Origin of the sequence: Halorussus marinus, from assembly GCF_004765795.1 — an archaeon.
Taxonomy (GTDB): Archaea; Halobacteriota; Halobacteria; order Halobacteriales; family Haladaptataceae; genus Halorussus; species Halorussus marinus.
Genome location: NZ_SBIV01000005.1, coordinates 151,984 through 173,412 on the forward strand (window position 1 = coordinate 151,984; position 21,429 = coordinate 173,412).

Here is a 21,429-nt window from a genome sequence, read left to right on the forward strand (position 1 = left end):
CCACGGCGCAGTAATCACACTCTCCGTCGACGGTCATGATTTGCCATGTGTAAACACACCGCAACTGGTAAAAAGATTGTGCTGGGGCCGTCCCCGTCCGGATTCCCCACGGGAGTCGGTCCCGATCCGCGCCCGGGGGTTCATGCGCGGTGGCGCTCCAGCTCCGCCTCGACCGTGGCGGGCCCGTGAGCGCCGTAGAGCCGCGCCTCGACCGCCCCGTCGCGCACGAAAAGCAGTGCCGGTCCCGCGGTGAGGTCGTACTCCCGGTCGAGAAACTCCCAGTCGGCCGGCCCGTACACGGCGAACGGCATCACGCCCCGGGGCTCCTCGAAAACCGCTTCGAGGTCCCGCCGGGCCAGTTCACAGCTCTCCGAGTCGTCCAGCCAGACGTAGACCACCGCCGGCGAGTACACCCGCGTCAGGTGCGACAGATGAGTCGCCGGCACCGGGACGAACGCCGCCGGGACCCCGTCGGTCCTGACGTCGTAGTCGTCGCCCCGAAACAGCCACAGCGGGGGGAGCAACTGGAGCCACTCGTCGTCGGCCGCCGGCTCCAGGCGGTCGGCGAGCGCGCACAGCTCGGCCACCGTCCGTGGATCGGTCGCGCCGAGCGCCGCGAGCGGCTCGACCACCGTCTCCTCGTCGACCCGGCGGCGAACCGCGGGGAGGAGGTCGTCGGCGTCCCGACCCGCGAACTCGGCGGTGTAATCTGTGACAGCCTCCTCGAACTCCCCGGTCGTCGTCGCGGCTTCGCCGTCGACGGTCAGTACGCCGGCGTCGAATAGCACGCTATTTGATGACATCTCACGCATTTATCGGCGGTCTGCACGGTCATAAAACCTCCGCGGCCGGCGTGGGGGCCGTGCGGTTCCGGCGGTCCCGGCTGACCGTTTAGACCGCGAACCCCGGTCGCGCGCTTCGCTGTGCCCCGCCGCCGAGGCCGCGGCGGGGAAACGCTTTTTTGACCTGTTACCGATTACCACGGCTATGACCGCGCGCACACAGATCCCGGCGCTCGGGCTGGGCACGTACCGGAACACCGACCCCGAGCGGTGCCGGGACAACGTCCGAACCGCGCTGGACGTGGGATACAGGCACGTCGACACCGCAGAGGCGTACGGCAACGAGGAGGCGGTCGGCGAAGGAGTCGCGGCGGCCGACGTCGACCGCGAGGACGTGTTCCTCGCGACGAAAGTGCTCCACCCGAAGTTCGCCGACGGGTACGCAACCGACGACGTCCTCGACAGCGCGCGAGACTGCCTCGACCGGCTCGGCCTCGAGCGGGTCGACCTGCTCTACGGCGTCCACTGGCCGGGCGGCGACTACGACTCCGAGGCGACGTTCGAGGCGTGCGCGGAGCTCCGCGAGGAGGGCGTCGTCGACCACATCGGGGTCTGCAACCTCACCCCCGAGCTGTTGGACGAGGCCCGGGCGGCCTCCGAGGCGCCGATCCAGGCGTTGCAGGTCGAGATGCATCCGCTCCTACAGCAAGAACGGCTCCGGGAGTACTGCGAGACCCACGACATCACGCTCGTGGCGTACGCCCCGCTCGGCTACGGCGCGGTGTTCGAGAATCGGGTGATCGGGGAGATCGCCGAGGAGCGCGGCGTCAGCGAGGCGCGGGTGAGCCTGGCGTGGCTCCGCGAGAAGGGCGTCGCGACGATCCCGAAGGCGAGCACCGACGAGCACATTCGCGACAACTGGTCGTCCCTGGAGTTCGACCTCGACGAGCCCGAGATCGCGGCGATCGACGGCATCGAGCAGGAAGACCGCCAGTACGATCCGGACTACGCGCCGGCGTGGTGACCGTCCGATCGCTCGATCTCGGTCGGTCTCTCAGATCGCTCGATGGCGATCACTCCGAGTCGGCGCGCAGCGAGTCGAGCCGCGACCCCAGCACGACCCGCGCCGACGCGACCTCGTCGCCGAGTCGGAGCAGTCGGTACCCCCGATCGATCGCGGCCTCGGCGTCCGCCGCGTCGTCGGTGACCCACCCGAGGGGGACGCCGGCGTCGAGACACGCCTCCCGTATCTCCGCGATCGCCCGCCGAACATCGGGATGATCCTTCTCGAATGGACGACCGATCGAAACCGAGAGGTCCGCGGGCCCGACGAACGCGAAGCCGAGCTCCGGCACCGCTGCGATGGCGTCGAGGTTCTCGACCGCGGTCCGTGTCTCGATCATACAGCCCACCGACACCGCCTCGTCGTGGGCGGACGGATCGATCGACGAGGCGTCGCCCCACCCGCTGTCGCGTCCGGCGCCGGCGCCGTAACTGCCCGGACGACCGTCGTAGGCGAACCGGGCGGCCTCGATCGCCTGCCTGATCTCGTCGGCCGACTCTACGCGCGGAATCAGGAGCGTCTTGACGCCGGTGTCGAGCACCTTCCGGACGGCCGCGGGATCGCCGGACGGGAGCCGTACCACGAGGTCGATCTCGGCCGCGTCGGCCGCCCGCGCCAGTCGGTCGAGGACTCGGCTGTCGAACGGGCTCGCCCCGGCGTGTTCGAGGTCGATCCACGCGAAGTCCAGTCCCATCTCGCCGTACACTTCGACGACCGACGGCGACGTCGTCGCGGCCCGGGCGCCGAGGATCGGCCCCTGTTCGTCGAGCAGGTGACTCACGCGACGCTGTTTGCCCATAGGTGTCACACATCACTGAGAGTATTCAGTATTCGGGACGGACCGGACGATCACACGCTCGGTCCGTGAGGCCGCTCGCGGCCGGCGGGAGCTGACTGCTTTGCTCGTCCGTCTCGGTCTGAAATCTGCGAGAGAATTACACTCACCGGCGCGTCAGTCGCTGACCGCCACGGTTTCCGGAGCAAAAATCTTTTTACGTATTCCCGCACCACTTCATGTCGCTATGCAACGAGTTCGATTTCGCGACCCGGCCGGCTCCGTGCGGGTCGGCGAGTGGACCGACGAGGGGGTCGCCTTCGCCACCCGGCAGTTCGACCTCGACGAGGTGACGGTACTGTCGCCGGTCGAGCCGAGCAAGATCGTCTGCGTCGGGCTGAACTACGCCGACCACGCCGAGGAGACCGACTCCGAGATTCCGGAACGCCCGCTGTTGTTCCTGAAAGCGCCGAACACGCTCGCGGCCCACGGTGACACCATCGCGCTCCCGGACGACAAAGAGCGCATCGACCACGAGGCCGAACTGGGGGTCGTCATCGGCGAGCAGTGTCGGAACGTCCCGGCCGACCGGGCCGAGGAGGTCATCGCGGGCTACACCTGCGTCAACGACCTCTCGAACCGGGACGACCAGCGCCAAGAGCAAAACTGGGTTCGGGGGAAGTCGTTCGACAACGCCGCCCCGATCGGGCCGGTGGTCGCGTCGCCTGACCGCGTCCCCGAGGACGCCTCGATCAGGCTCCGGAAGAACGGCGAGATCCAACAAGAGTCGACCATCGACAACCTCATCTTCTCGGTCCCGGAACTGATCGAGGAGATCACCACGCTGGTGACCTTAGAGGAGGGCGACGTGATCGCGACCGGGACGACCTCGGGCGTGAGTCCGATCAGCGACGGCGATTCTGTCGAGATCGAGATCGAGGGCGTGGGGACGCTCCGCAACGAGTTCGTCGCCGAGGAGTTCTCCGGGGAGGTCGAACACGACTTCATGCCGGACCACTGAGTAGACGGTCGCGTTCGGCGCCCGCTCGACCCGGCGCGTCTCGGTTTGCCTGACTGAAGCCTCTCGTCGGGCGATAGTATAATTGTGTATTATTGTGTGTATAAAGCACTACTATATGCTTACTATCTACTTACTCTGTGTGCGATACGACTCGCGGATCTATCGACTAATTTAACTCTGTTGTTAAAAGTGCCAAAAATAGAAACAATCGTATTTTAAACTATTTCTTGCGAATTATCGAGTGCAATATATACTGTCTCTTGGCTACCGCCCGTCTTGTTTGGTTCACTACCGCCGCCGTGACGGGATATAGAATTGCTCAAATAATAAAATACTACCGCCCCGCCTGCCCCGGCTACTCCGAGTCGAGCGCGCCGAACCCGGCCGGCGGTCGCCGGTGGTCGGTCGCCTGCTCGTACGCGTAGGCGAGTTCGAAGAGTCGCGGCTCGGCGAACTCCCGGCCGAGCAGTTCGACGCCCACCGGGAGACCGTCGTCGGTGAACCCGGCCGGCACGACCATCGAGGGCAGACCCGTGTGGGCCGACAGCTCGCAGTTCAGCTCCTCGAACGGCTGGTGGTCGGGAATCTCGACCGGCGGGATCGTCGACGGCGGGTACAGCAGGGCGTCGAGGTCCCGTTCGACCATCCGGCGCTCGGTGTCGATCTTGAGCCGGCGCCGCCGGTCGAGTCGCCGGAGGTAGCCGAGGTTTCGGTCGAGCGACTCCACGTCGGTGTCGAGGATGTCGCTACCCTCCAGTCGGGAGGCGACCGCCGGCGCGACCTCCCCGGACGCGACGATCTCCGCGAGCGAGTCGTACGCCACCGCGTCGTCGAGCCCCGCCAGATACGCGTCGAAGTCGCGTTTGAACTCGTACGGGATGACGCGAGCCGACCCGAGTTCGTCCGTGTCGGCGACTGTCACGGAGTCGACGATCGTCGCGCCCGCCGCCGCCATCTCCGCGATCGCGGAGTCGACGACCTCGGTCACCTTCTCGGCCGCCTCGGCGGGCGCGCTCTCCTCGTCTTGTAGACCGAAGAACTCCCGGACGACGCCGATCCGAGCGCCGTCGAGGCCGTCCGCGTCGAGGTGCGAGACGTAGCCGCCGTCGGGGACGCGGCCGACGCCCCGCGCGGTGACGGGGTCCTCGGGGTCGTAGCCGGCCATCGCGTCGAGCAGTCGGGCGGCGTCGGCGACGCGCCGGGCGATGGGCCCCGCGGTGTCCTGGGACTCGCTCAGCGGGACGACGCCGGTGCGGCTGACCAGCCCGCGGGTCGGTCGGACTCCGACCAGATCATTGAACGCGGGCGGAGACCTGACCGACGAGCAGGTGTCCGAGCCGGTCCCGACCGCCCCGAGGTTCGCGGCGACCGCCGCGGCGGTCCCCCCGCTGGAGCCAGACGGCCGCCGGTCGAGGTCGTAGGCGTTGTGAGTCTCCCCGCCGAGCGAGCTGATGGTGTCGACGCCGTACGAGAACTCCTGGAGGTTCGTCTTCCCGACGATCACGCCGCCGGCCTCCCGGAGCCGGCGGACGACGAACGCGTCCTCGTCGGGGACCGACTCCGCCAGCGCGGTCGACCCCGCGGTGGTCGGCATGTCGCGGGTGTCGTGGTTGTCCTTCAGCAGGATCGGGACGCCGTGGAGCGGGCCGACGAACCCCGAGTCCTCGAACTGGGCGTCGAGTTCCCGGGCGCGCTCGCGGGCGGCGTCGTTCAGCGTCAGTATCGCGTTCAGGTCGCCGTCGTACTCGTCGATCCGGGCCCGGTAGCGTTCGACGAGCTCTGCGGCGGTGACCTCGCCCGCCTCGATGGCGGCGCGGATGTCGCCGATCGTCGCTTCGAGCACGTCGAACGAGTCGGCGTCGCCAGTCGAATCCATGTCTTGGAAGCGCATACCAATTCCAACACCTAACAACCATCGGTGTGACGGGTGCGTCGCCGGACCGAACGGTCGCGAGCCGACCGTCGCCTGCTCCCGGTGGCTGGCAGTCGTATCACCCTATTGATCTCGGTCTGACGTGAGTCAAATCGCTCCCGTCGCTGGTGGTACTACGAATCAACCGCTGCGTTCCGAAACCCTTTTCAATTTTTAGGCTGGCCTAAACAATATGGCAGACGAAGTCAACGAACGACGATCTACCACGCGGCGTAACTACATGAAGTATGGCGGCGCTCTCGTTGGTAGCGGGTTGCTTGCCGGTTGTACCGGTGGAGACGATTCCCAAAACACCGTAACAGAATCGGATTCCACGCCGACTGCGACGGAGACGACGACCGCCACACCGACCGAGACAACCACGGAAGACAGTTCGTACTCCGTGACGATAGAACCTGTTGGCGACGTCACCTTCGAGTCTGTTCCCCAAACGTGGGTCGCAGAAAATGCCAGTTGGGGGGACATGGGTGTTTCACTCGGATTGGAGAAGCCGAGTGCAATCGTCCTCACAGGCGAGTACCGGACGTGGGCATACGAGGACATTCCGGGGCTCTCCACTGGCAAGGAGGATATGATTTCGCTCTGGCAAGACGGGATTTCCAAGGAGACCTTGTTAGAAATTGACGCCGACGTACACTTTATCGACCCGAACTATATGACCAACCTCATCCCCAACTGGAAGCGCGCGGATGTCACGGAGATGGCCGAGCGTCTCTCTCCGTTCTGTGGCAACACGAGCTTCTCGACGTATTCGTGGCACGAGGACTACCCGTACTACTCGCTGTACGAGGCCACCGAGAAGGTCGCACAGGTATTCCAGCGAATGGACCGTTTCGAGGCGCTTCAGGCGCTCCACGACGAGACCGTTTCGAGCATACAGGAACGACTGCCACCCGAGAGCGAGCGCCCGGCAATCGGGCTTCTCTCGCCAGCATCGACGCAACCGGAAAAGTACTACCCCTATCGGCTCGGTGAGACGACTGCGTACAAACACTGGCACGACCTCGGTGTAAGCGATGCGTTTGAAGGCTCAGACATCCAGAGCTTTACGTCCGATCGCGGCACTATCGATTACGAGACGCTGCTGGACGTCGATCCCGAGATCATACTGTTCTACACCGACGAGCACTGGACGCGCTCAGAGTTCCGCGAGACGTACCTCACGTTCCTCCAAGACCACGACGTAGCGAGCCAACTACGCGCAGTTCAGAACGGTGAGGTTTATCCGGCAGGCGGGATGTACCAAGGCCCGATTATCAACCTCGCAAAGACCGAACGTGCCGCGAAGCAGTTGTTCCCCGACGTTTTCGGCCAAGACGAGCAACTGTACAGTCGCCAACGAATCGCCGATATTCGGGACGGAGACGTGTGAACTACCCCACCCTACTCGCTCACGGCTGACACCGCTCGCCCCTTGAGTGTGGGACGTCCTGTTTCCACGACGCGCTTTACAAACACCGAATCGGTATTCGGAGTGCGTCCAGAAGTCTAAGTACTCGCGGAGGCTACGGTTTACGATAAGTTCCCGGTCAGCATAGGCGCCGCTACCCCTCTAACCCGTTGGTGCAGGATCGTCAGAGACCGCGCGTTTCGCTACTCGTAGGAGTCGATTCGTGATATTCTCTACAGCGTCTACGACCTCCGTTTCAGCATAGCACACGAAGTGTCGCGACGTGTACACGGCGCGAATTGAACACTGTCGCCGATTCACTGGCCCCCAACGAAGTCGGAGGTGAGTTCTACGACGATCCACAACGGAAGGAGATACATTAGCAGGAGGGAGCCGATCTCGATTGCGCTAAATATCGGATTATCAGCCCCGGGAGCTGTAACAATAAAGGTCATAACTACGAACCAGAGCGTGAGGACTTGGACCAATTCGCTTCTATCCATCGTCACGCGCATGATGAAAGTGTGAACAAGAGTGCTTTCTGGTTAGTCGACGATCCGTACTTGCCGCTCGGCCCGCGGGACCGTATAAATAGACGCCCGCTACGCTTCGATCAGTTCGATCAGATTGCCCTCCGGATCGCGGACGAACAGGATCGTGGCTCCGCTCTCGGTCGTTCGTGGGTCGCTGATCGTCTCGACGTCGCTCGGGAGCCCCTCGTGGAACGCCTCGACGTCCTCGACCGCGAGCCCGAGGTGCGTGGCGCCCGGCCGATTGACGGCGCCGGCGTCGGCGTCGTCGCCTTCCGGCTCGTACTCGACGAGTTCGACGCGGGCCGATCCGGCGTCGAGGTGCGCGAACCCGCCGGTCGCGCCGTCGACGCCGACCGCGTCGGCGAACGCCGGTCCCGAGACGGCGAATCGGTCGAGCACGTCGAGTCCGAGGACGTCCCGGTAGAACTCGATCGCGCGGTCGAGGTCGGCGACGGTGATTCCGTAGTGGTGGGCCGTTAGATTCGAACTCACGTCCGTGGCTGTGCGCCCCGGCCACAAGCCGGTTTCGCTCGAATCGGCGACGGCGCCGGCGGGCGAGTCCGATTGTCCCTCGCGGCGGGCCGCCCCGGCGGCTCCTGACACCCGGTAGCACAACCTTCAATTCGGTCGTCCGCGTTGTGGCTCCCACGACGAACCCATGAGCGACGAATCCGCCGAGCCGACTCTGACAGCGACCGACGCCGCGGGCCTGACCGACGCCGCGAGCGCGTTGCGAACCGGCGACCGCGACCCGCTGGCGTACGTCGACGGGCTGGTCGACCGCGCCGAGGCCGTCGAGCCGACGGTTCGGGCGCTGGTGGCCGAGTCCGACCGCCGCGAGCGCGTGACCGCCGCCGCCGCGGCGCTCCGCGATCGGTACCCCGATCCGAACGACCGGCCGCCGCTGTACGGCGTCCCGGTCGGGGTCAAAGACATCTTCCACGTCGACGGGTTCCCGACGCGCGCGGGCTCGGAGCTCCCGATCGCCGAGCTGACCGGCGCGGAGGCCGGCGTCGTCTCCGCGCTCCGGGACGCCGGCGCGATCGTGCTGGGGAAGACGGTGACGACGGAGTTCGCCCACTTCGAGCCGGGGCCGACCCGGAACCCCCACGACCCCGACCGAACGCCCGGCGGCTCCAGCAGCGGCTCGGCGGCCGCGGTCGCGGCGGGCGAGACGCCGCTCGCGCTCGGGAGCCAGACCATCGGCTCGGTGATCCGTCCCGCCGCATTCTGCGGGATCGTCGGATTCAAGCCGAGCTACGGCCGCGTCCCGATCGACGGCGTGATCCCGCTGGCCGAGTCGGTCGACCACGTCGGCGCGTTCGCCCGCGACGTGGCCGACGTCCGGGCGGCCGCGCCGGTGCTGTGCGAGACGTGGGAGCCCGTCGAGACCCCCGACGAGCCGGTCTTCGGGGTCCCGGGCGACCCGTACCTCGCGCAGGCGTCGACGGTCGGCCGCGAGCGATTCGACGCGCAGGTCGACGCGCTCGAACGGGCGGGCTACGAGGTCAGACGCGCCGACCCGTTCGAGGATATCGACGCGCTCAACGAGCGCCACGAGCGACTCGTCGCCGCGGAGGCCGCGCTCGCGCACGCCGAGTGGTTCCGCGACTACGAGGACAGGTACGCCGAGGGCACCGCCGAACTCGTCCGCGAGGGCCGGTCGGTCGGGGTCGGCGAACTGGCCGACGCCCGAGCGAGTCGGCGCGACCTCCGGGCACGGCTGGCGGACGTGATGAACGAGGAGGGGATCGACGTCTGGCTCAGTCCGTCCGCGCCCGGGCCGGCGCCGGCAGGGATCGGCGACACGGGCGACCCGGTCATGAACCTCCCGTGGACTCACGCCGGGGTGCCCGCGATTTCGCTCCCGGGCGACCGCGCGGACGGCCTGCCGGTCGGGCTCCAGTGCGCGACGGCGTTCGGGGACGACGAGCGCCTGCTCGCGTGGGCCGAGTCGCTCGCGGCGGTACTCGCGGACGCGCGCTGACCGACCGCATCGTCCGGTGGGGGTCGCCGGCGGAACCGGCGAGCGCGGTCGGTGAGCCGAACGTTGATGGTCGGGCCCTGCGACTCCACGACCGTGTCAAAAGATACCGTGTTTCAGGACGTAGCCGAACAGCGCGACCGGCTGACCTCGATGGCCCGCCGTATCTGGGAGACGCCCGAACTCGGGCTCCACGAGGAAGAGTCCTCGCAGGTCCTGATCGACCGCCTCGAGGAGGCGGGGTTCGACGTCGAGGTCGGCGTCGGCGGGATGCCGACCGCGTTCGTGGCGTCGTACGGCGAAGGCGACCCGACGATCGGAATTCTGGGCGAGTACGACGCGCTTCCGGACCTCTCCCAGACCACGACCGCCGAGCGCGACCCCGTCGAGGAGGGCGGCCCGGGCCACGGCTGTGGACACAACCTCTTCGGAGTCGCGGGCGTCGGCGGCGCGATCGCGGTCAAGCGCGCCATCGAGCGCGGCGACGTCGAGGGGACGATCGAGTTCTTCGGCTGTCCGGCCGAGGAGACGCTGGTCGGGAAGGTGTTTATGGCCCGCGACGGCGCGTTCGACCACCTCGACGCCGCGATTACGTGGCACCCCGCCGACCACACCACGCCCACGCTCAAGCGGTCGCTCGCGCTCGACTCGATGCAGTTCACCTTCGAGGGCGTCTCGGCTCACGCCGCCGCCTCCCCCGAATCGGGTCGGTCGGCGCTCGACGCGGTCGAACTCCTCAACGCCGGGGTCGAGTACATGCGCGAGCACGTCCCCGAGGAGGCCCGGATCCACTACGTCATCACCGACGGCGGCGAGGCGCCGAACGTGGTGCCCGCGGAGGCGACCGTCTGGTACTACGTCCGGGCGCCCACCCGCCCCGAGGTCGAGCGCATCAGCGACTGGGTGGGCGACATCGCGGGCGCGGCCGCCGCGATGACCCGGACCGAGGTCGACCGGCGGTACGTCACCGGCTGTTACGACTACCTCCCGAACCGGACGGTGACCGACGCGATCTGGGAGACGATGGAGGAACTCGGCGCGGTCGGCTACGACGAGGCCGACCGCTCGTTCGCCGCCGACCTCCGCGAGACGCTCGACCCCGAGCAGATCGAGGCGAGCGTCGAGGGGATGCCGACCGACCACGCCGACGCGATGCGCGAGGCGAGCCTCTACGACGAGCCGATCCCGCCCCACGGCGAGGGCGAGGTCGGCGGCGGCTCGACCGAGGTGGGCGACGTGAGCTGGATCGCGCCGACCGGCCAGTTCCGCGGGGCGACGTGGGCGGTCGGCACGCCCGCCCACACCTGGCAGGCGACCGCCGCCAACGGCGACTTCGGCGAGGAGGGCGCGGTGTACGCCGCGAAGGTGCTCGGCGGGACCGCGTACGCGTTGCTCGACGATCCGAGCATCGCCGAGCGCGCGAACGAGGAGTTCGACGAGGTGACCGGCGACCGGAGCTACGAGACACCGCTCCCGTCCGACGCCGAACCGCCGTTCGACATCACCGGCGAGTGAGCCTCGGGGGTCACCGCTCTGGCCGAAGTCGAACGCCGGTCGGCCGCGGTTCTCGGGGCTCCGGGTCGGGTCGACGCGTCGCGTTCGAGGTCGTCGCGAACTATCCAAACGCATTTGATCGGCGAGTAACTACCCTCAGAAATACACTACGGATGCATTCTGTCCTGATCGCCGACGACGACGAGGAGATGCGCGAACTTCTCACCTTCAAACTGCAGAACGGATACGACGTGACGGCCGTCTCCGACGGCGCCGAGTGCTGGAACCGGCTGGATACGGCCGCCGACGACCTCCCCGATCTGGTGGTGCTCGACGTCATGATGCCCGGACTGAACGGGTATCGGGTCCTCGACCGGATGGACGGCGACGATCGGTTCGACGACCTCGAAGTCATCATGCTCACCTCCCGCGGGAAAGAAGACGACATCGTCCGCGCGCTCGAAGCCGGCGCGACCGACTACATGACGAAACCGTTCTCGGCGAACGAACTCCTCGCGCGAATAAAGAGAGTACTCGAATGAACGGTACCTCGGCCGTCTCCGTCGAGACGCTCTCTCTGATCGGCGCCGTCGTGACCAGCCTCCTCGCCGTCGTCGGCCTGATCACGATCGGTCGATCCGTCCTGACCGCTCGACGCGACCGACGAACCGCGCAAGCGCGCGGGCAGATTCGTCGGGCGTTCCTCGAACGGATGGAGGCGACCGACCCGGCGTGGGACGACTGGGTGACAGAGCTGAACGAGACCGAACGACGCGTCGCACAGGATCTCTTACGGGAGTACCTCGAACGGGTACGCGGGCGCGATCGGCAGTCGCTTCAGCGCCTCGGCTACGCGCTCGGCCTCGATCGGCGGGCCCGGCGCAAACTCCGCGAGGGAGACCGGTTCGAACGGCGGTGGGCGCTCAACTGGATCGCCCGCCTCGACGTCGATGTCCCGACGGCGTCGCTCGAGCGGACGTGTGAGAAGCATCCGGACGCGAGCGCCCCGGTGGCCCGGGTGCTCTACGAACAGGACCGCCCGGAGGCGGCGCGCATCGGGACAGAGCTGTTGCTACGCGGGTCCCGGCCGCTGTCAGTGCTCGGCGTGGACTCGCTCTACCAGCTCAACAAGCTCTCGCCCGCGCCGCTGTTCGAACGCGCGACGAGCTCGTACGACGAGTGGTCCGAGTCGCGACTCATCCAGGTACTCAGGGTGATCGGCGAAGCGGGCCCGGCGAACCCCGACACGTCGCTGGGGTGGATCGGCTTTCTGTTCGTGAGCAGTTCACCGGCCGTCAGAGCGGCGGCGGCCGAGTCGCTCGTCGGATACGGCTGGCACGAGGACGTTCGGGCCGCGGTCGACGTCGAGCGGATCCGAACCGACGAGTCGCCGCGGGTCCGAGGGGCGATCTACCGGATGCTCGGCACCTGGCAGGACGAGGCGTCGACGGCGGCGCTCCTCGCGGCCGTCGGCACCGAGACGGACCCGCGGTCGGCGATCGACGCGATTTCGGCGCTGGGCGAGCGTGCGAGAGACCTCGACGAGACCGAACTGAGCGCCGCCAGCGCCGCCGCCAGAGAGTGGGTGCTGGCGTCGACCGAACCGACAAAGACCGAGGCGGTGCGATGACGTCCGTCGGCGACGCGCTACTCCTGATCGGGTGGGTGGTTCTGGGGTACTACCTGGTGGTCAACGGCGTCTATCTGATCGTGCATATCGCGGCGCTGTACGGCGTCCGGACCGACCTAAAAAAGCGTGCCGCGGGGACGATGTACCAGCGGTTCGCCTCGCCTTTCTTCCCCGGCGTGACCGTCGTCGTTCCGGCGTACAACGAGGAGGCAGTCATCGTCGAGAACGTCCAGTCGCTGTTGAACCTCAACTACCCGGAGCTCGAGATCGTGGTCGTCAACGACGGCTCGGACGACGCGACGCTCTCGGAGCTCCGTTCGGCGTTCGACCTCCGGCGGATCGACGCCCCGGTCCCGTTCGACGTCCCCAGCGAGCCGATCGAAGCGGTGTATCGGTCCGACGACGCCCCCACCCTCCGGGTCGTCGATAAGGTAAACGGCGGTCGGGCCGACGCGGTGAACGCGGGAATCTGGCTCGCCGACCAGCCGCTTTTCTGTACGATCGACGCCGACTCGATCATCGACAGGGACGGGCTCTTGCAGGCGGTCGAACCGTTCTTGGATCGCCCGGAGGAGACCGTCGCGACCGGCGGGACGATCCGCGTCGCGAACGGCTGTTCGATCGATAACGGGACGATCGAATCGGTCGACCTCCCGGAAAGCAGGCTGGCGGGCCTTCAGACGATGGAGTACCTGCGGGCGTTTTACTCCGGGCGACTGGGACTCGATCGGCTGAACGCCCTGATGTTGATTTCGGGCGCGTTCGGCGTGTTCCGGACCGACCTCGTCCGCGAGGTCGGCGGGTACGAGACCGCGAGCGTGACCGAGGACTTCGAGCTGACCCTGCGTCTGCACCGGTACCTCCGGGAGCGAGACCGGGAGTACAACGTCGAGTTCGTGCCCGAGCCGGTCGTCTGGACCGAAGTCCCAGAGTCGCGGGCCGCGTTCAGCCGACAGCGACGCCGGTGGTATCGAGGACTCCTCGACACGATGGCTCGCCACCGGCGGATGATCGGTCGTCGACGGTACGGCTCGCCCGGCGTGTTCGGCTACCCCGCCTTCCTGCTCGCGGAGGTCTTCGGACCGCTGGTCGAGGGGTTCGGGTACGTGATCGTGCCCCTGGCGTTCGCGGTCGGGGCCGCGGACGCGTCGTTCATGCTCCTGTACTTCGGGCTCACGGTCGGGGTGGGCGTGCTCCTGTCGTGGTTCGGAATCCTCAGCGAAGTCTGGAGCTTCAGGCGGTACGACCGACCGATGCAGGTCCTCCGTCTGCTTGGCCACGGCGTTCTGGAGAACTTCGGGTTCAGACAGTGGAAGACCCTGATCGCGTGGCGGGGGCTCTACGAGTATCTCCGCGGCGAGACGTCGTGGGGTGAGATGCGCCGCTCCGGGTTCGACGCCGACTGAGCCGATTCATCCGGGACGACGACAACCGAAATTCAGCCGTCTTGTCACCGAACAGAACTAAGACAAACGATTGATAACACTCGGCTCTTTACTCGGGGTAATGGCTCGTACAGATGTCGGGATCCCTGACTCCATTCACGTTCTGTACGTGAACGACGACGAGGGGTTCGCGGAGTTGACCGAGACGAAACTCCTGAGTCTCTCGTCGTCCTTCGAAGTCACGACCGTCGACACCGCGGCCGCGGCCATCGACCGGGTCGACTCGGCCGCAGTCGACTGCGTGGTGACCTCCTACTCGCTGGCGGACGGGACAGGGATCGACCTCCTCGAACGACTGGGAGCCGACGGCTACGAGCTTCCGACGATCCTGTTTACCGGTCGTGGAAGCGAGCGGATCGCGGGCGAGGCGACACAGGCGGGCGTCTCCGATTACATCCCGATCCGGTCCGACCACGACAGCTTCGAGTTGCTCGCGCGCCGCGTCCGGACGCTCGTCGAGGCCGCCCGGAAGGAAGCGGTCGCCGAACGGATCTCCGACCGCTTCGAGCGGACGCTCGAACGCGCGACCGACGCGATCTACGCCGTCGACGACGAGTGGCGCATCGAGTACATGAACGAGAAGATGGCCGACCGCGTCGACTGCGACCCGGACGCCGTCGTCGGGACGACGCTCTGGGAGTCGTTCCCGTCGATCGTGGGCACGGAGCTCGAACGCCGATACCGAACCGCGATGCAGACCGGCGAATCCCGGACGTTCGAACACCGGATCGGAGCCCCGTTCGACTACTGGGTCGAGATACGGGTGTTTCCCGACGACGACGGCCTGACCGTCTTCTCCCGGGAGATAACGGCCGAGCGCGAGCGAGAACTCGATCTGGAGCGGAGCGAGACGATCCTCCGGAACATCCACGACGCCGTGCTCGTCCTCGACGACGAGGGGGTCGTGCAGTTCACGAACGCGGCCGCCGAACGGCTTGTCACCGGCGAGCAGTCGACCCAACTCGAGGGCCGAGCGCTCGAGGTGGTCGTCGGCGACCGGCTGGCTGAGTCGGACGCCGAGCGGTTCTCGGCCGCCGTCGAGTCGACGCTGAACGAGATCGAGAGCGACGGCGGGGTCACCGGCCTGTACGATTCGGACCTCAAACTCGACCTCGAAGTCGGCGGCCGCGACCGCTCGTTCGACGTCCGCTTTACGCCGTTCCGGAGCCGAGAGACCAAACGCGTGCTCGTCGTCGCCCGAGACGTCACCGAACAGCGCGAGGCCAACCGACGGTTAGAGCGCGAACGCGACTCGCTCAGGGAACTCCAGTCGGTCATGGCCGAGAGCGACGTCGCCGCCGAGACCCGCCTCCGCAGGCTGTTGGAAGTCGGCTGTCGGACCCTCGATCTCGAAATCGGGATAGTCTCGCACGTCCGGGGCGACGACTACGCGGTCAGGGCGGTTCACGCGCCCGACGCCGAGATCGAGGCCGGGGATCGGTTCGACCTCGAATCGACGTACTGCGAGGAGGTCGTCGGGACCGACGCGGTCTGTTCGTTCGCCGACGCGGTCGCAGACGGAAAGGAGACCCATCCCGCCTATCGCGAGTTCGAACTGGCGTCGTACATCGGCGCGCCCCTCGTCGTCGACGGCGAGCGCTACGGGACGGTCAACTTCTCGAGTCCGACCGTGCGGGACGCCGAGTTCGGGCGGCTCGAACGGACGTTCGTCGAACTGCTGTCCGAACTCGTCAGCGCGGAGATCTCGCGAGGGCGGGACCGCACCGAACTCGAACGCCAGGAGTTCCTGTTCGAACGCGTCCAGGACATCGCGGACATCGGCGTCTGGGAGTACTTCCCGTCGACGGGCGACGTCCGGTGGTCGGCGGGCGTCCGAGAGATCCACGGCGTCGACCCCGAGTACGAGCCCACGCTGGACGACGCCATCGAGTTCTACCACCCCGCCGACAGGGAGACGATATCGGCGGCGGTCGACCGGGCGATCGAGGAGGGCGAGTCGTACGATCTCGACCTCCGGGTGGTCCGGACCGACGGCGAGGTGCGCGACGTCCGCGCGTGGGGCGAGTGTGTCGATGCCACCGCACGCGGCGACGTCGTGCTTCGCGGAGTGTTTCAAGACATCACCGAGCGAAAGGCCCGCAAGCGCGGCCATCAGGAACTCGCCGAGGAGTACGAGGCGCTGCTCGACACCTCCGGGGACGCGATCTTCCTGCTCGACGTCGACGAGACCGAGGGGGACCCGTCCTTTGAGTTCGCTCGGCTCAGTCCGGGCTACGAGACCCAGACCGGGCTCACGACCGAGCAGGTCCGGGGCCAGTCGCCCCGAGAGGTGTTCGGCGACGAACGGGGCGCCGAGCTCGCGTCGAACTACACCGCGTGTGTCGAACAGGGCGGCCCGATCTCGTATCGCGAAGAGCTCGACATCGACGACGACGCGCGGTTCTGGGACACCAGCCTCGCGCCGGTCGTCGTCGACGGCGAGATCGTCCGTATCGTCGGCATCGCTCGGAACGTGACCGAACAGGTCGAGCGAGAGCGCGACCTCGAGACGACCAACGAGCGACTGGAGTCGCTCATCGAGGCGACGCCGCTGACCGTGATGGAGATCGACACCGACGGAACCGTCGTCCGGTGGAACGACGAGGCCGAACAGATGTTCGGCTGGTCGCGCGAGGAGGTGCTCGGCGAACTCAATCCGATCGTCCCGGACGAGCGCCAAGCGGAGTTCGCGTCCCACCGACAGCGCGCCCTGAACGGCGAGCGAATTCGGGGCAAAGAGATACGACGGGAGACCAAAGACGGCGAGGAGCTTAATCTACTCCTGTCGGTCGCCCCGATCACCGACCCGGACGGCGAGATTTCGAGCATCCTCGCGGTCCTCGAAGACATCACCGAACAGAAGCAACTAGAAGCGAAGCTCCGCTCGCTTCAGGAGACCGCCCAGCGGCTCAGCGGCGCCCAGTCGAGCGACGAGATCGGCGCCATCGCCATCGACGCCGCCGTCGAGATTCTCGGATTCGACCTCACCGCGATCTGGGAGTCGGCCGACCAGTCGGACGCGCTCGTCCCGCTGGCGGCCAGCGACGCCACGGAAGACGCGATCGACGAGTTGCCGCGATTGGAGGCCGGCGAGAGCCTCGCGTGGGACGCGTTCGAGCAGTCCGATCTCCGGGTGTACGACGACCTGCAGGCCGAGCCCGCCCTCGATGAGTCCGCTTCGGATCTCGTGAGCGGCCTGTTCGTTCCCCTCGGCGAGTTCGGGCTCCTCGGGGTCGGGACGCCGGAGAAAGACGCGTTCTCCGAGACCGACGCCGATCTCTTCCGGATACTGGGCGCGACCGTCGAGGCGGCGTTCGCGCGGGCGAGCCGGGAGGTCCAACTCCAGCGCCAGAACGAACGGCTCGACGAGTTCGCGAGCGTCGTGGCCCACGACCTCCGAAACCCCCTCTCGGTCGCCAAGGGCTTTCTCGACGTGGTCGGCGAGACGGGCGAGCTGGAGCATCTCGATCGGATCGAATCGGCACACGACCGCATGGAGCGGCTCATCGAGGACCTCCTCACGCTGGCTCGCGGCGAGTCGACGGTCACGGACCCCGAGCGCGTCGACCTCCGGAGCGTGACGACCGAGGCGTGGGGGTACGTCGACACCGACGAAGCGACGCTCACGGTCGCAGATGGCGTTCCCACGGTGGTCGGGGACGGCAGTCGGCTGACACAGCTGTTCGAGAACCTCTTCAGAAACGCGGTCGAACACGGCGGGGCGGCCGTCACGATCACCGTGGGCCCGCTCGACGCGGCGGAGGGGTTCTACGTCGAGGACGACGGCGAGGGGATCGCGCCAGAGAAACGCGACGAGATATTCGACTACGGCGTCACGTCCACCGAGGGCGGGACCGGCTTCGGGCTCTCGATCGTCGCCGACATCGCGGCGGCCCACGGCTGGACGGTGTCGGTGACAGACGGCTCGGACGGCGGCGCCCGCTTCGAGTTCGTCGCGGCCGAGTGACCCGTCGGCTCGCCGGCGCTCACGCCCCCGCCGCCGACGTGTCGGGGCGGGGCGTCTCGGTCGTGGCGTTCGCGAACCACGGGACGACGACCTCGGCCAGCCGTCGATGGGCCGCCTCGTACGAGAGCGGGGCGGACGCGTCGCCGCGCTGGCCCCGATAGGCGCCGAACTGCGTGTGGTTGATCCCCGGAACCTCCCGGACGGTCGCGTCGGGCGGCAGGCGGCTCCGGGCCGCGCGGTACGCGTCGCGGTCGAGGACGGCGTCGGCGCTCCCGGTCACGCTGAGGACCGCCAGCCCGCGGTCGCTCACGTCGCCGTCGCAGTACGAGGCGAACAGGACGAGCCCCCGGACGTCGTGGGACGCGGCGTACCGACACGCCGCGACGCCGCCAAGCGAGTGCCCGCCGACGACCCACGTCCGAACGTCCGGGTTCCGGGCCCGGATCTCGCCCGCGGCGTCGGCGTCGAGGAGCGCGACGTTGAGCGGCATCTTCGGGACGAACACCACGGCCCCGGTCCGGGCCACCAGCGGCGCGAGCGTCTCGAAGTAGGCGTCGGGCGCGACCCGGGCGCCGGGGTAGAAGACGACGCCGACGCTCGCGTTTCGGTCGGCCGGGGCCAACACCGCCACGTCGCCGTCGGTCGAGACCGACACCCGCGGGTCGTCCTCGACCGACTGGATCGAGGCGGGCGTCGCGTGGAACGGCGTCGAGAGGTAGGCGACCGCGCCGACGGCGCCGACGAGTACCACCGCCAGCACCACGACGACCGCCAGTTTCAGTCGGCGCATACAGACGCTGGGCGGGGCTCGCTCAAAGCGCTGTCCGTTCGCCCTCGGGAAACGTTTTTGTCCCGGCCTCGCTTCCTTCCGGTGATGTCACGTCGCCCTCCGGATCGACTGCTCCGCGTCGACCTCTCGGCCGGAAGCGTCGTCTCCGAGCCGATCCCCGACCGGTGGCGCCGCCGGTATCTCGGCGGAAAGGGGCTGGGCGCGCGGTATCTCTACGAGGAACTCGACCCGGGGGTCGATCCCCTCGGGCCCGACAACGCCTTGCTTTTCGTGCTCGGGCCGCTCACCGGCCTCCTCCCCGGAGAGCAACGCTACGCCGCGATCACCAAGTCCCCACTCACCGGAACGTTTCTCGATTCGTACGCCGGCGGGGCGTTTCCGGGGGCGCTGGCGGGCGCGCTCGGCGACCACCTCGGCGTGCTCGTCGTCGGTCGGGCCCCGGAGCCGGTCCGGCTCGTCGTCGAGGACGGCGACGCCCGCATCGAGCCGGCCGAGACGTGGGGCGAGGACGCGGTCGAGACCGCCCGGGCGTTCCCCGACGCCGCCGTCGCGTGCGTCGGTCCCGCGGGCGAGCACCGCGTCTCGTACGCGACCGTCGCCTCCGACGAGGCAGACCACCACGCCGGTCGCGGCGGCGCGGGCGCAGTGATGGGCTCAAAGCGCCTGAAGGCGGTCCTCGCACGGGGAGACCCGCCGTCTCCCGACGGAGCCCTCGCGGCGCTCCGCGAGCGCGACGAGCGCCGCCACGCCGCGGGCGACACCGGCCGGTGGCTCGCGGCCTCCGGGACGCTCGAAACGGTCGAATTCGCCGACGAGACGGGGGTGCTGGCCGCACGCGGGTGGCGCGAGCGGGGCTTCGAGGGCGCCGAGGAGGTCGGCGTCGAGGCGGCCCGCGAGGCCGCCGCCGGCCGCGAGAACGACGGGCCGCTCCCCGGCGGGTTCCGTGTCGAGACCGACGAGGGCGAGACTGTCCCCCGAGGCGCGACCGGCATGAACCTCGGCGCGGGGCTGGGGATCGAGGACTTCGACGCGGTCGCCGCGCTCGGCGAGCGGTGCAACCGGCTCGGACTCGATCTCATCGGGGCGGGCAACGCCGTCTCGCTGGCGATCCGGGCGGCCGACGACGCCACGCTCGACCGCGAGCTATCCTTCGGCGACCCCGACGGCGCCCGACGGCTTCTCGACGAGATCGCGACCCGGGAGACCGCCCTCGGCGACGCGCTGGCCGACGGCGTCGAGGCCGGCGCCGACCGGCTCGACGCCGACCGACTTGTCCCGGCGGTCAAGGCGCTGTCGCTCCCCGCCTACGACCCCCGGGGCGCCCCGAGCATGGCGCTGGCCTACGCGACCAGCGACCGGGGCGGGTGTCACCGCCGGGCCCGGCCGGTCGAACGCGAGGTCTTCGACGGGGAGTGGCGCCCCGAGCGCGCCGCCGCGGCGGTCGCGGCGGCCCAGAACGCCCGGTCGGTCCGGTGGAGCCTCGTCGCCGACGACTTCGCCGGCGAGTCGGTCGCGGTCGGAGCGTGGCTCGACGCCGCGGGCGTCGACCACGACGACCTCGACACCGCCGGCGAGCGCGTCTGGAACCTCGTCCGACTGTTCAACGTCCGGGAGGGGCTCGATCGGGACGACGACGCGCTCCCGCCGGCGCTCGCCGGCCCGGACGGGGTGTCGTCCGATCGGTTCGAGGCGATGCTCGACGCCTACTACGCCCGCCGCGGGTGGAGCCCGGCGGGACGGCCGACCCCCGAGACGCTCGATCGGCTCGGGCTCGGGTCGGTCCGAGACGCGGCGACGCCCGCCGGCGACCCCCGACGCTGACCGGGCGGCTGGCGGGGGTCACTCGACGACGTCGACCACTGGGTCCGGGGCGTTCATCCGGGCGAGCACCACCCGCGAGACGGCGTCGGTCCGGTCGAGGACGCCCGCCGCGATCTCCTCGCCGACCGCCCGGAGCGACTCGTCGTCGACCATGTTGACCAGCGGGACCGGGGTCGCGCCGTCGGGGACGCCGCTCAGTCCGCCCCGCCGACTCGCGAGGACGCTCGCGACGTCGTCGGCGCGGATGCGGTCGCCGGGTCGCAGGCCCGTGAGCTCCGCGACGCGCTCGGGCCGGTGGACGTGGTCGTCGGCCAGCGGTTTCCCGACGGCTCTCGCGCTCGCGATCGGGACCACGGTGTCCGCGCAGGTCGGAATCTGGGGCTCGCGGTCGCCGGGAGCCTTGAACAGTCTGGTCCGGGCCCCGTCGGCCTTGACGAGGACCGGATCGACGCCGTCAACGTCGGCGACCTCGCCGACGACGCTCGGGTCGTAGCCCCGGTAGCGGTCCGAGCCCTCGCGCTCGGGCACCACGCCGAGCGGGCCGGTGTCGCCGGCACTCGCGGCCGCCTCGACGGCCGCGGCCGGGTCCTCGGTCACCTCGACGCGGTCGACCTGCGGATCGAAGATCGGGATCCGGACCGTCGCGATCACCACCGGCAGGGTCCCGTCGCGCCGGTCCGCGGCGCGGTCGGCGAGCGCGTAGAGTGTGGTTTTCTTCCCGCCGGCCCCGACCGCACAGGCGACGCCCGAGTCGGCCCGCAGCGCGGTGAGAACGTCCATGCCGGGTGATGTCGCCCCGCG

At 68.4% G+C, this 21,429-nt stretch carries 17 protein-coding genes; 10 read left to right on the forward strand and 7 right to left on the reverse strand.

Annotated elements, in window-relative coordinates; genetic code table 11:
* Positions 1-140: 140 nt before the first annotated feature.
* Complete coding sequence (locus EPY72_RS11590; protein WP_135806524.1) at positions 141-803, reverse strand: YbbN family protein; 663 nt, start codon at positions 801-803, stop codon at positions 141-143.
* Between the two features lie 184 nt (positions 804-987).
* Here EPY72_RS11590 and EPY72_RS11595 point away from each other — a divergent pair, with 184 nt between their 5' ends.
* Entirely contained in the window at positions 988-1,806 is an 819-nt protein-coding gene (locus tag EPY72_RS11595) for an aldo/keto reductase (RefSeq protein ID WP_135806525.1), read from the forward strand.
* 49 nt (positions 1,807-1,855) lie between these two features.
* Here EPY72_RS11595 and EPY72_RS11600 read toward each other — a convergent pair whose 3' ends face one another.
* Positions 1,856-2,644, reverse strand: coding sequence for an HpcH/HpaI aldolase family protein (locus EPY72_RS11600; RefSeq protein ID WP_135806526.1), 789 nt, complete (start codon positions 2,642-2,644; stop codon positions 1,856-1,858).
* 223 nt (positions 2,645-2,867) lie between these two features.
* Here EPY72_RS11600 and EPY72_RS11605 point away from each other — a divergent pair, with 223 nt between their 5' ends.
* Entirely contained in the window at positions 2,868-3,641 is a 774-nt protein-coding gene (locus tag EPY72_RS11605) for a fumarylacetoacetate hydrolase family protein (protein WP_134671578.1), read from the forward strand.
* A 355-nt stretch (positions 3,642-3,996) separates the two neighbouring features.
* Here the strand turns inward: EPY72_RS11605 and EPY72_RS11610 are convergent, their stop codons facing one another.
* Positions 3,997-5,532, reverse strand: a complete 1,536-nt coding sequence (locus EPY72_RS11610) for an amidase (RefSeq protein WP_244605570.1) — start codon at positions 5,530-5,532, stop codon at positions 3,997-3,999.
* 214 nt (positions 5,533-5,746) lie between these two features.
* On the opposite strand from EPY72_RS11610, the gene EPY72_RS11615 reads away from it, so the two are divergent.
* Positions 5,747-6,946, forward strand: a complete 1,200-nt coding sequence (locus EPY72_RS11615; protein WP_134671577.1) for an ABC transporter substrate-binding protein — start codon at positions 5,747-5,749, stop codon at positions 6,944-6,946.
* 335 nt (positions 6,947-7,281) lie between these two features.
* Here EPY72_RS11615 and EPY72_RS11620 read toward each other — a convergent pair whose 3' ends face one another.
* On the reverse strand, positions 7,282-7,467 hold the full coding sequence (locus EPY72_RS11620; RefSeq protein ID WP_134671576.1) for a hypothetical protein: 186 nt from the start codon (positions 7,465-7,467) through the stop codon (positions 7,282-7,284).
* Positions 7,468-7,566: 99 nt separating this feature from the next.
* A complete protein-coding gene (locus EPY72_RS11625) occupies positions 7,567-7,989 on the reverse strand; it encodes a VOC family protein (protein WP_135806527.1) in 423 nt (140 codons plus the stop codon).
* A gap of 166 nt (positions 7,990-8,155) precedes the next feature.
* On the opposite strand from EPY72_RS11625, the gene EPY72_RS11630 reads away from it, so the two are divergent.
* The 6 genes from EPY72_RS11630 to EPY72_RS11655 all read left to right on the forward strand — a co-directional run bounded on the left by EPY72_RS11630 (position 8,156) and on the right by EPY72_RS11655 (position 18,017).
* Entirely contained in the window at positions 8,156-9,484 is a 1,329-nt protein-coding gene (locus tag EPY72_RS11630) for an amidase (RefSeq protein ID WP_135806528.1), read from the forward strand.
* A gap of 93 nt (positions 9,485-9,577) precedes the next feature.
* Positions 9,578-10,996 carry an amidohydrolase gene (locus EPY72_RS11635; protein ID WP_135806529.1) on the forward strand — a complete coding sequence of 473 codons (1,419 nt, stop codon included), beginning with the start codon at positions 9,578-9,580 and terminating at the stop codon, positions 10,994-10,996.
* A gap of 152 nt (positions 10,997-11,148) precedes the next feature.
* Positions 11,149-11,517 (forward strand): response regulator transcription factor, encoded by a 369-nt coding sequence (locus tag EPY72_RS11640; protein WP_134671572.1) that lies wholly within the window; start codon positions 11,149-11,151, stop codon positions 11,515-11,517.
* Positions 11,514-12,605 (forward strand): HEAT repeat domain-containing protein, encoded by a 1,092-nt coding sequence (locus tag EPY72_RS11645; RefSeq protein ID WP_135806530.1) that lies wholly within the window; start codon positions 11,514-11,516, stop codon positions 12,603-12,605. The genes EPY72_RS11640 and EPY72_RS11645 overlap by 4 nt, the downstream gene beginning before the upstream one ends.
* Positions 12,602-14,011: a glycosyltransferase family 2 protein gene (locus tag EPY72_RS11650; RefSeq protein ID WP_135806531.1), complete on the forward strand. Its 1,410-nt coding sequence runs from the start codon at positions 12,602-12,604 to the stop codon at positions 14,009-14,011. The genes EPY72_RS11645 and EPY72_RS11650 overlap by 4 nt, the downstream gene beginning before the upstream one ends.
* A 100-nt stretch (positions 14,012-14,111) precedes the next feature.
* Complete coding sequence (locus tag EPY72_RS11655) at positions 14,112-18,017, forward strand: PAS domain-containing protein (protein WP_135806532.1); 3,906 nt, start codon at positions 14,112-14,114, stop codon at positions 18,015-18,017.
* A gap of 19 nt (positions 18,018-18,036) precedes the next feature.
* Here EPY72_RS11655 and EPY72_RS11660 read toward each other — a convergent pair whose 3' ends face one another.
* Positions 18,037-18,807 carry an alpha/beta hydrolase gene (locus EPY72_RS11660; RefSeq protein WP_244605571.1) on the reverse strand — a complete coding sequence of 257 codons (771 nt, stop codon included), beginning with the start codon at positions 18,805-18,807 and terminating at the stop codon, positions 18,037-18,039.
* An 84-nt stretch (positions 18,808-18,891) separates the two neighbouring features.
* On the opposite strand from EPY72_RS11660, the gene EPY72_RS11665 reads away from it, so the two are divergent.
* Positions 18,892-20,628: an aldehyde ferredoxin oxidoreductase family protein gene (locus EPY72_RS11665; protein ID WP_135806533.1), complete on the forward strand. Its 1,737-nt coding sequence runs from the start codon at positions 18,892-18,894 to the stop codon at positions 20,626-20,628.
* Between the two features lie 18 nt (positions 20,629-20,646).
* On the opposite strand, the gene yqeC is transcribed toward EPY72_RS11665, so the two are convergent.
* Positions 20,647-21,408 carry a selenium cofactor biosynthesis protein YqeC gene (gene yqeC / locus EPY72_RS11670; RefSeq protein ID WP_135806534.1) on the reverse strand — a complete coding sequence of 254 codons (762 nt, stop codon included), beginning with the start codon at positions 21,406-21,408 and terminating at the stop codon, positions 20,647-20,649.
* Positions 21,409-21,429: the final 21 nt, after the last annotated feature.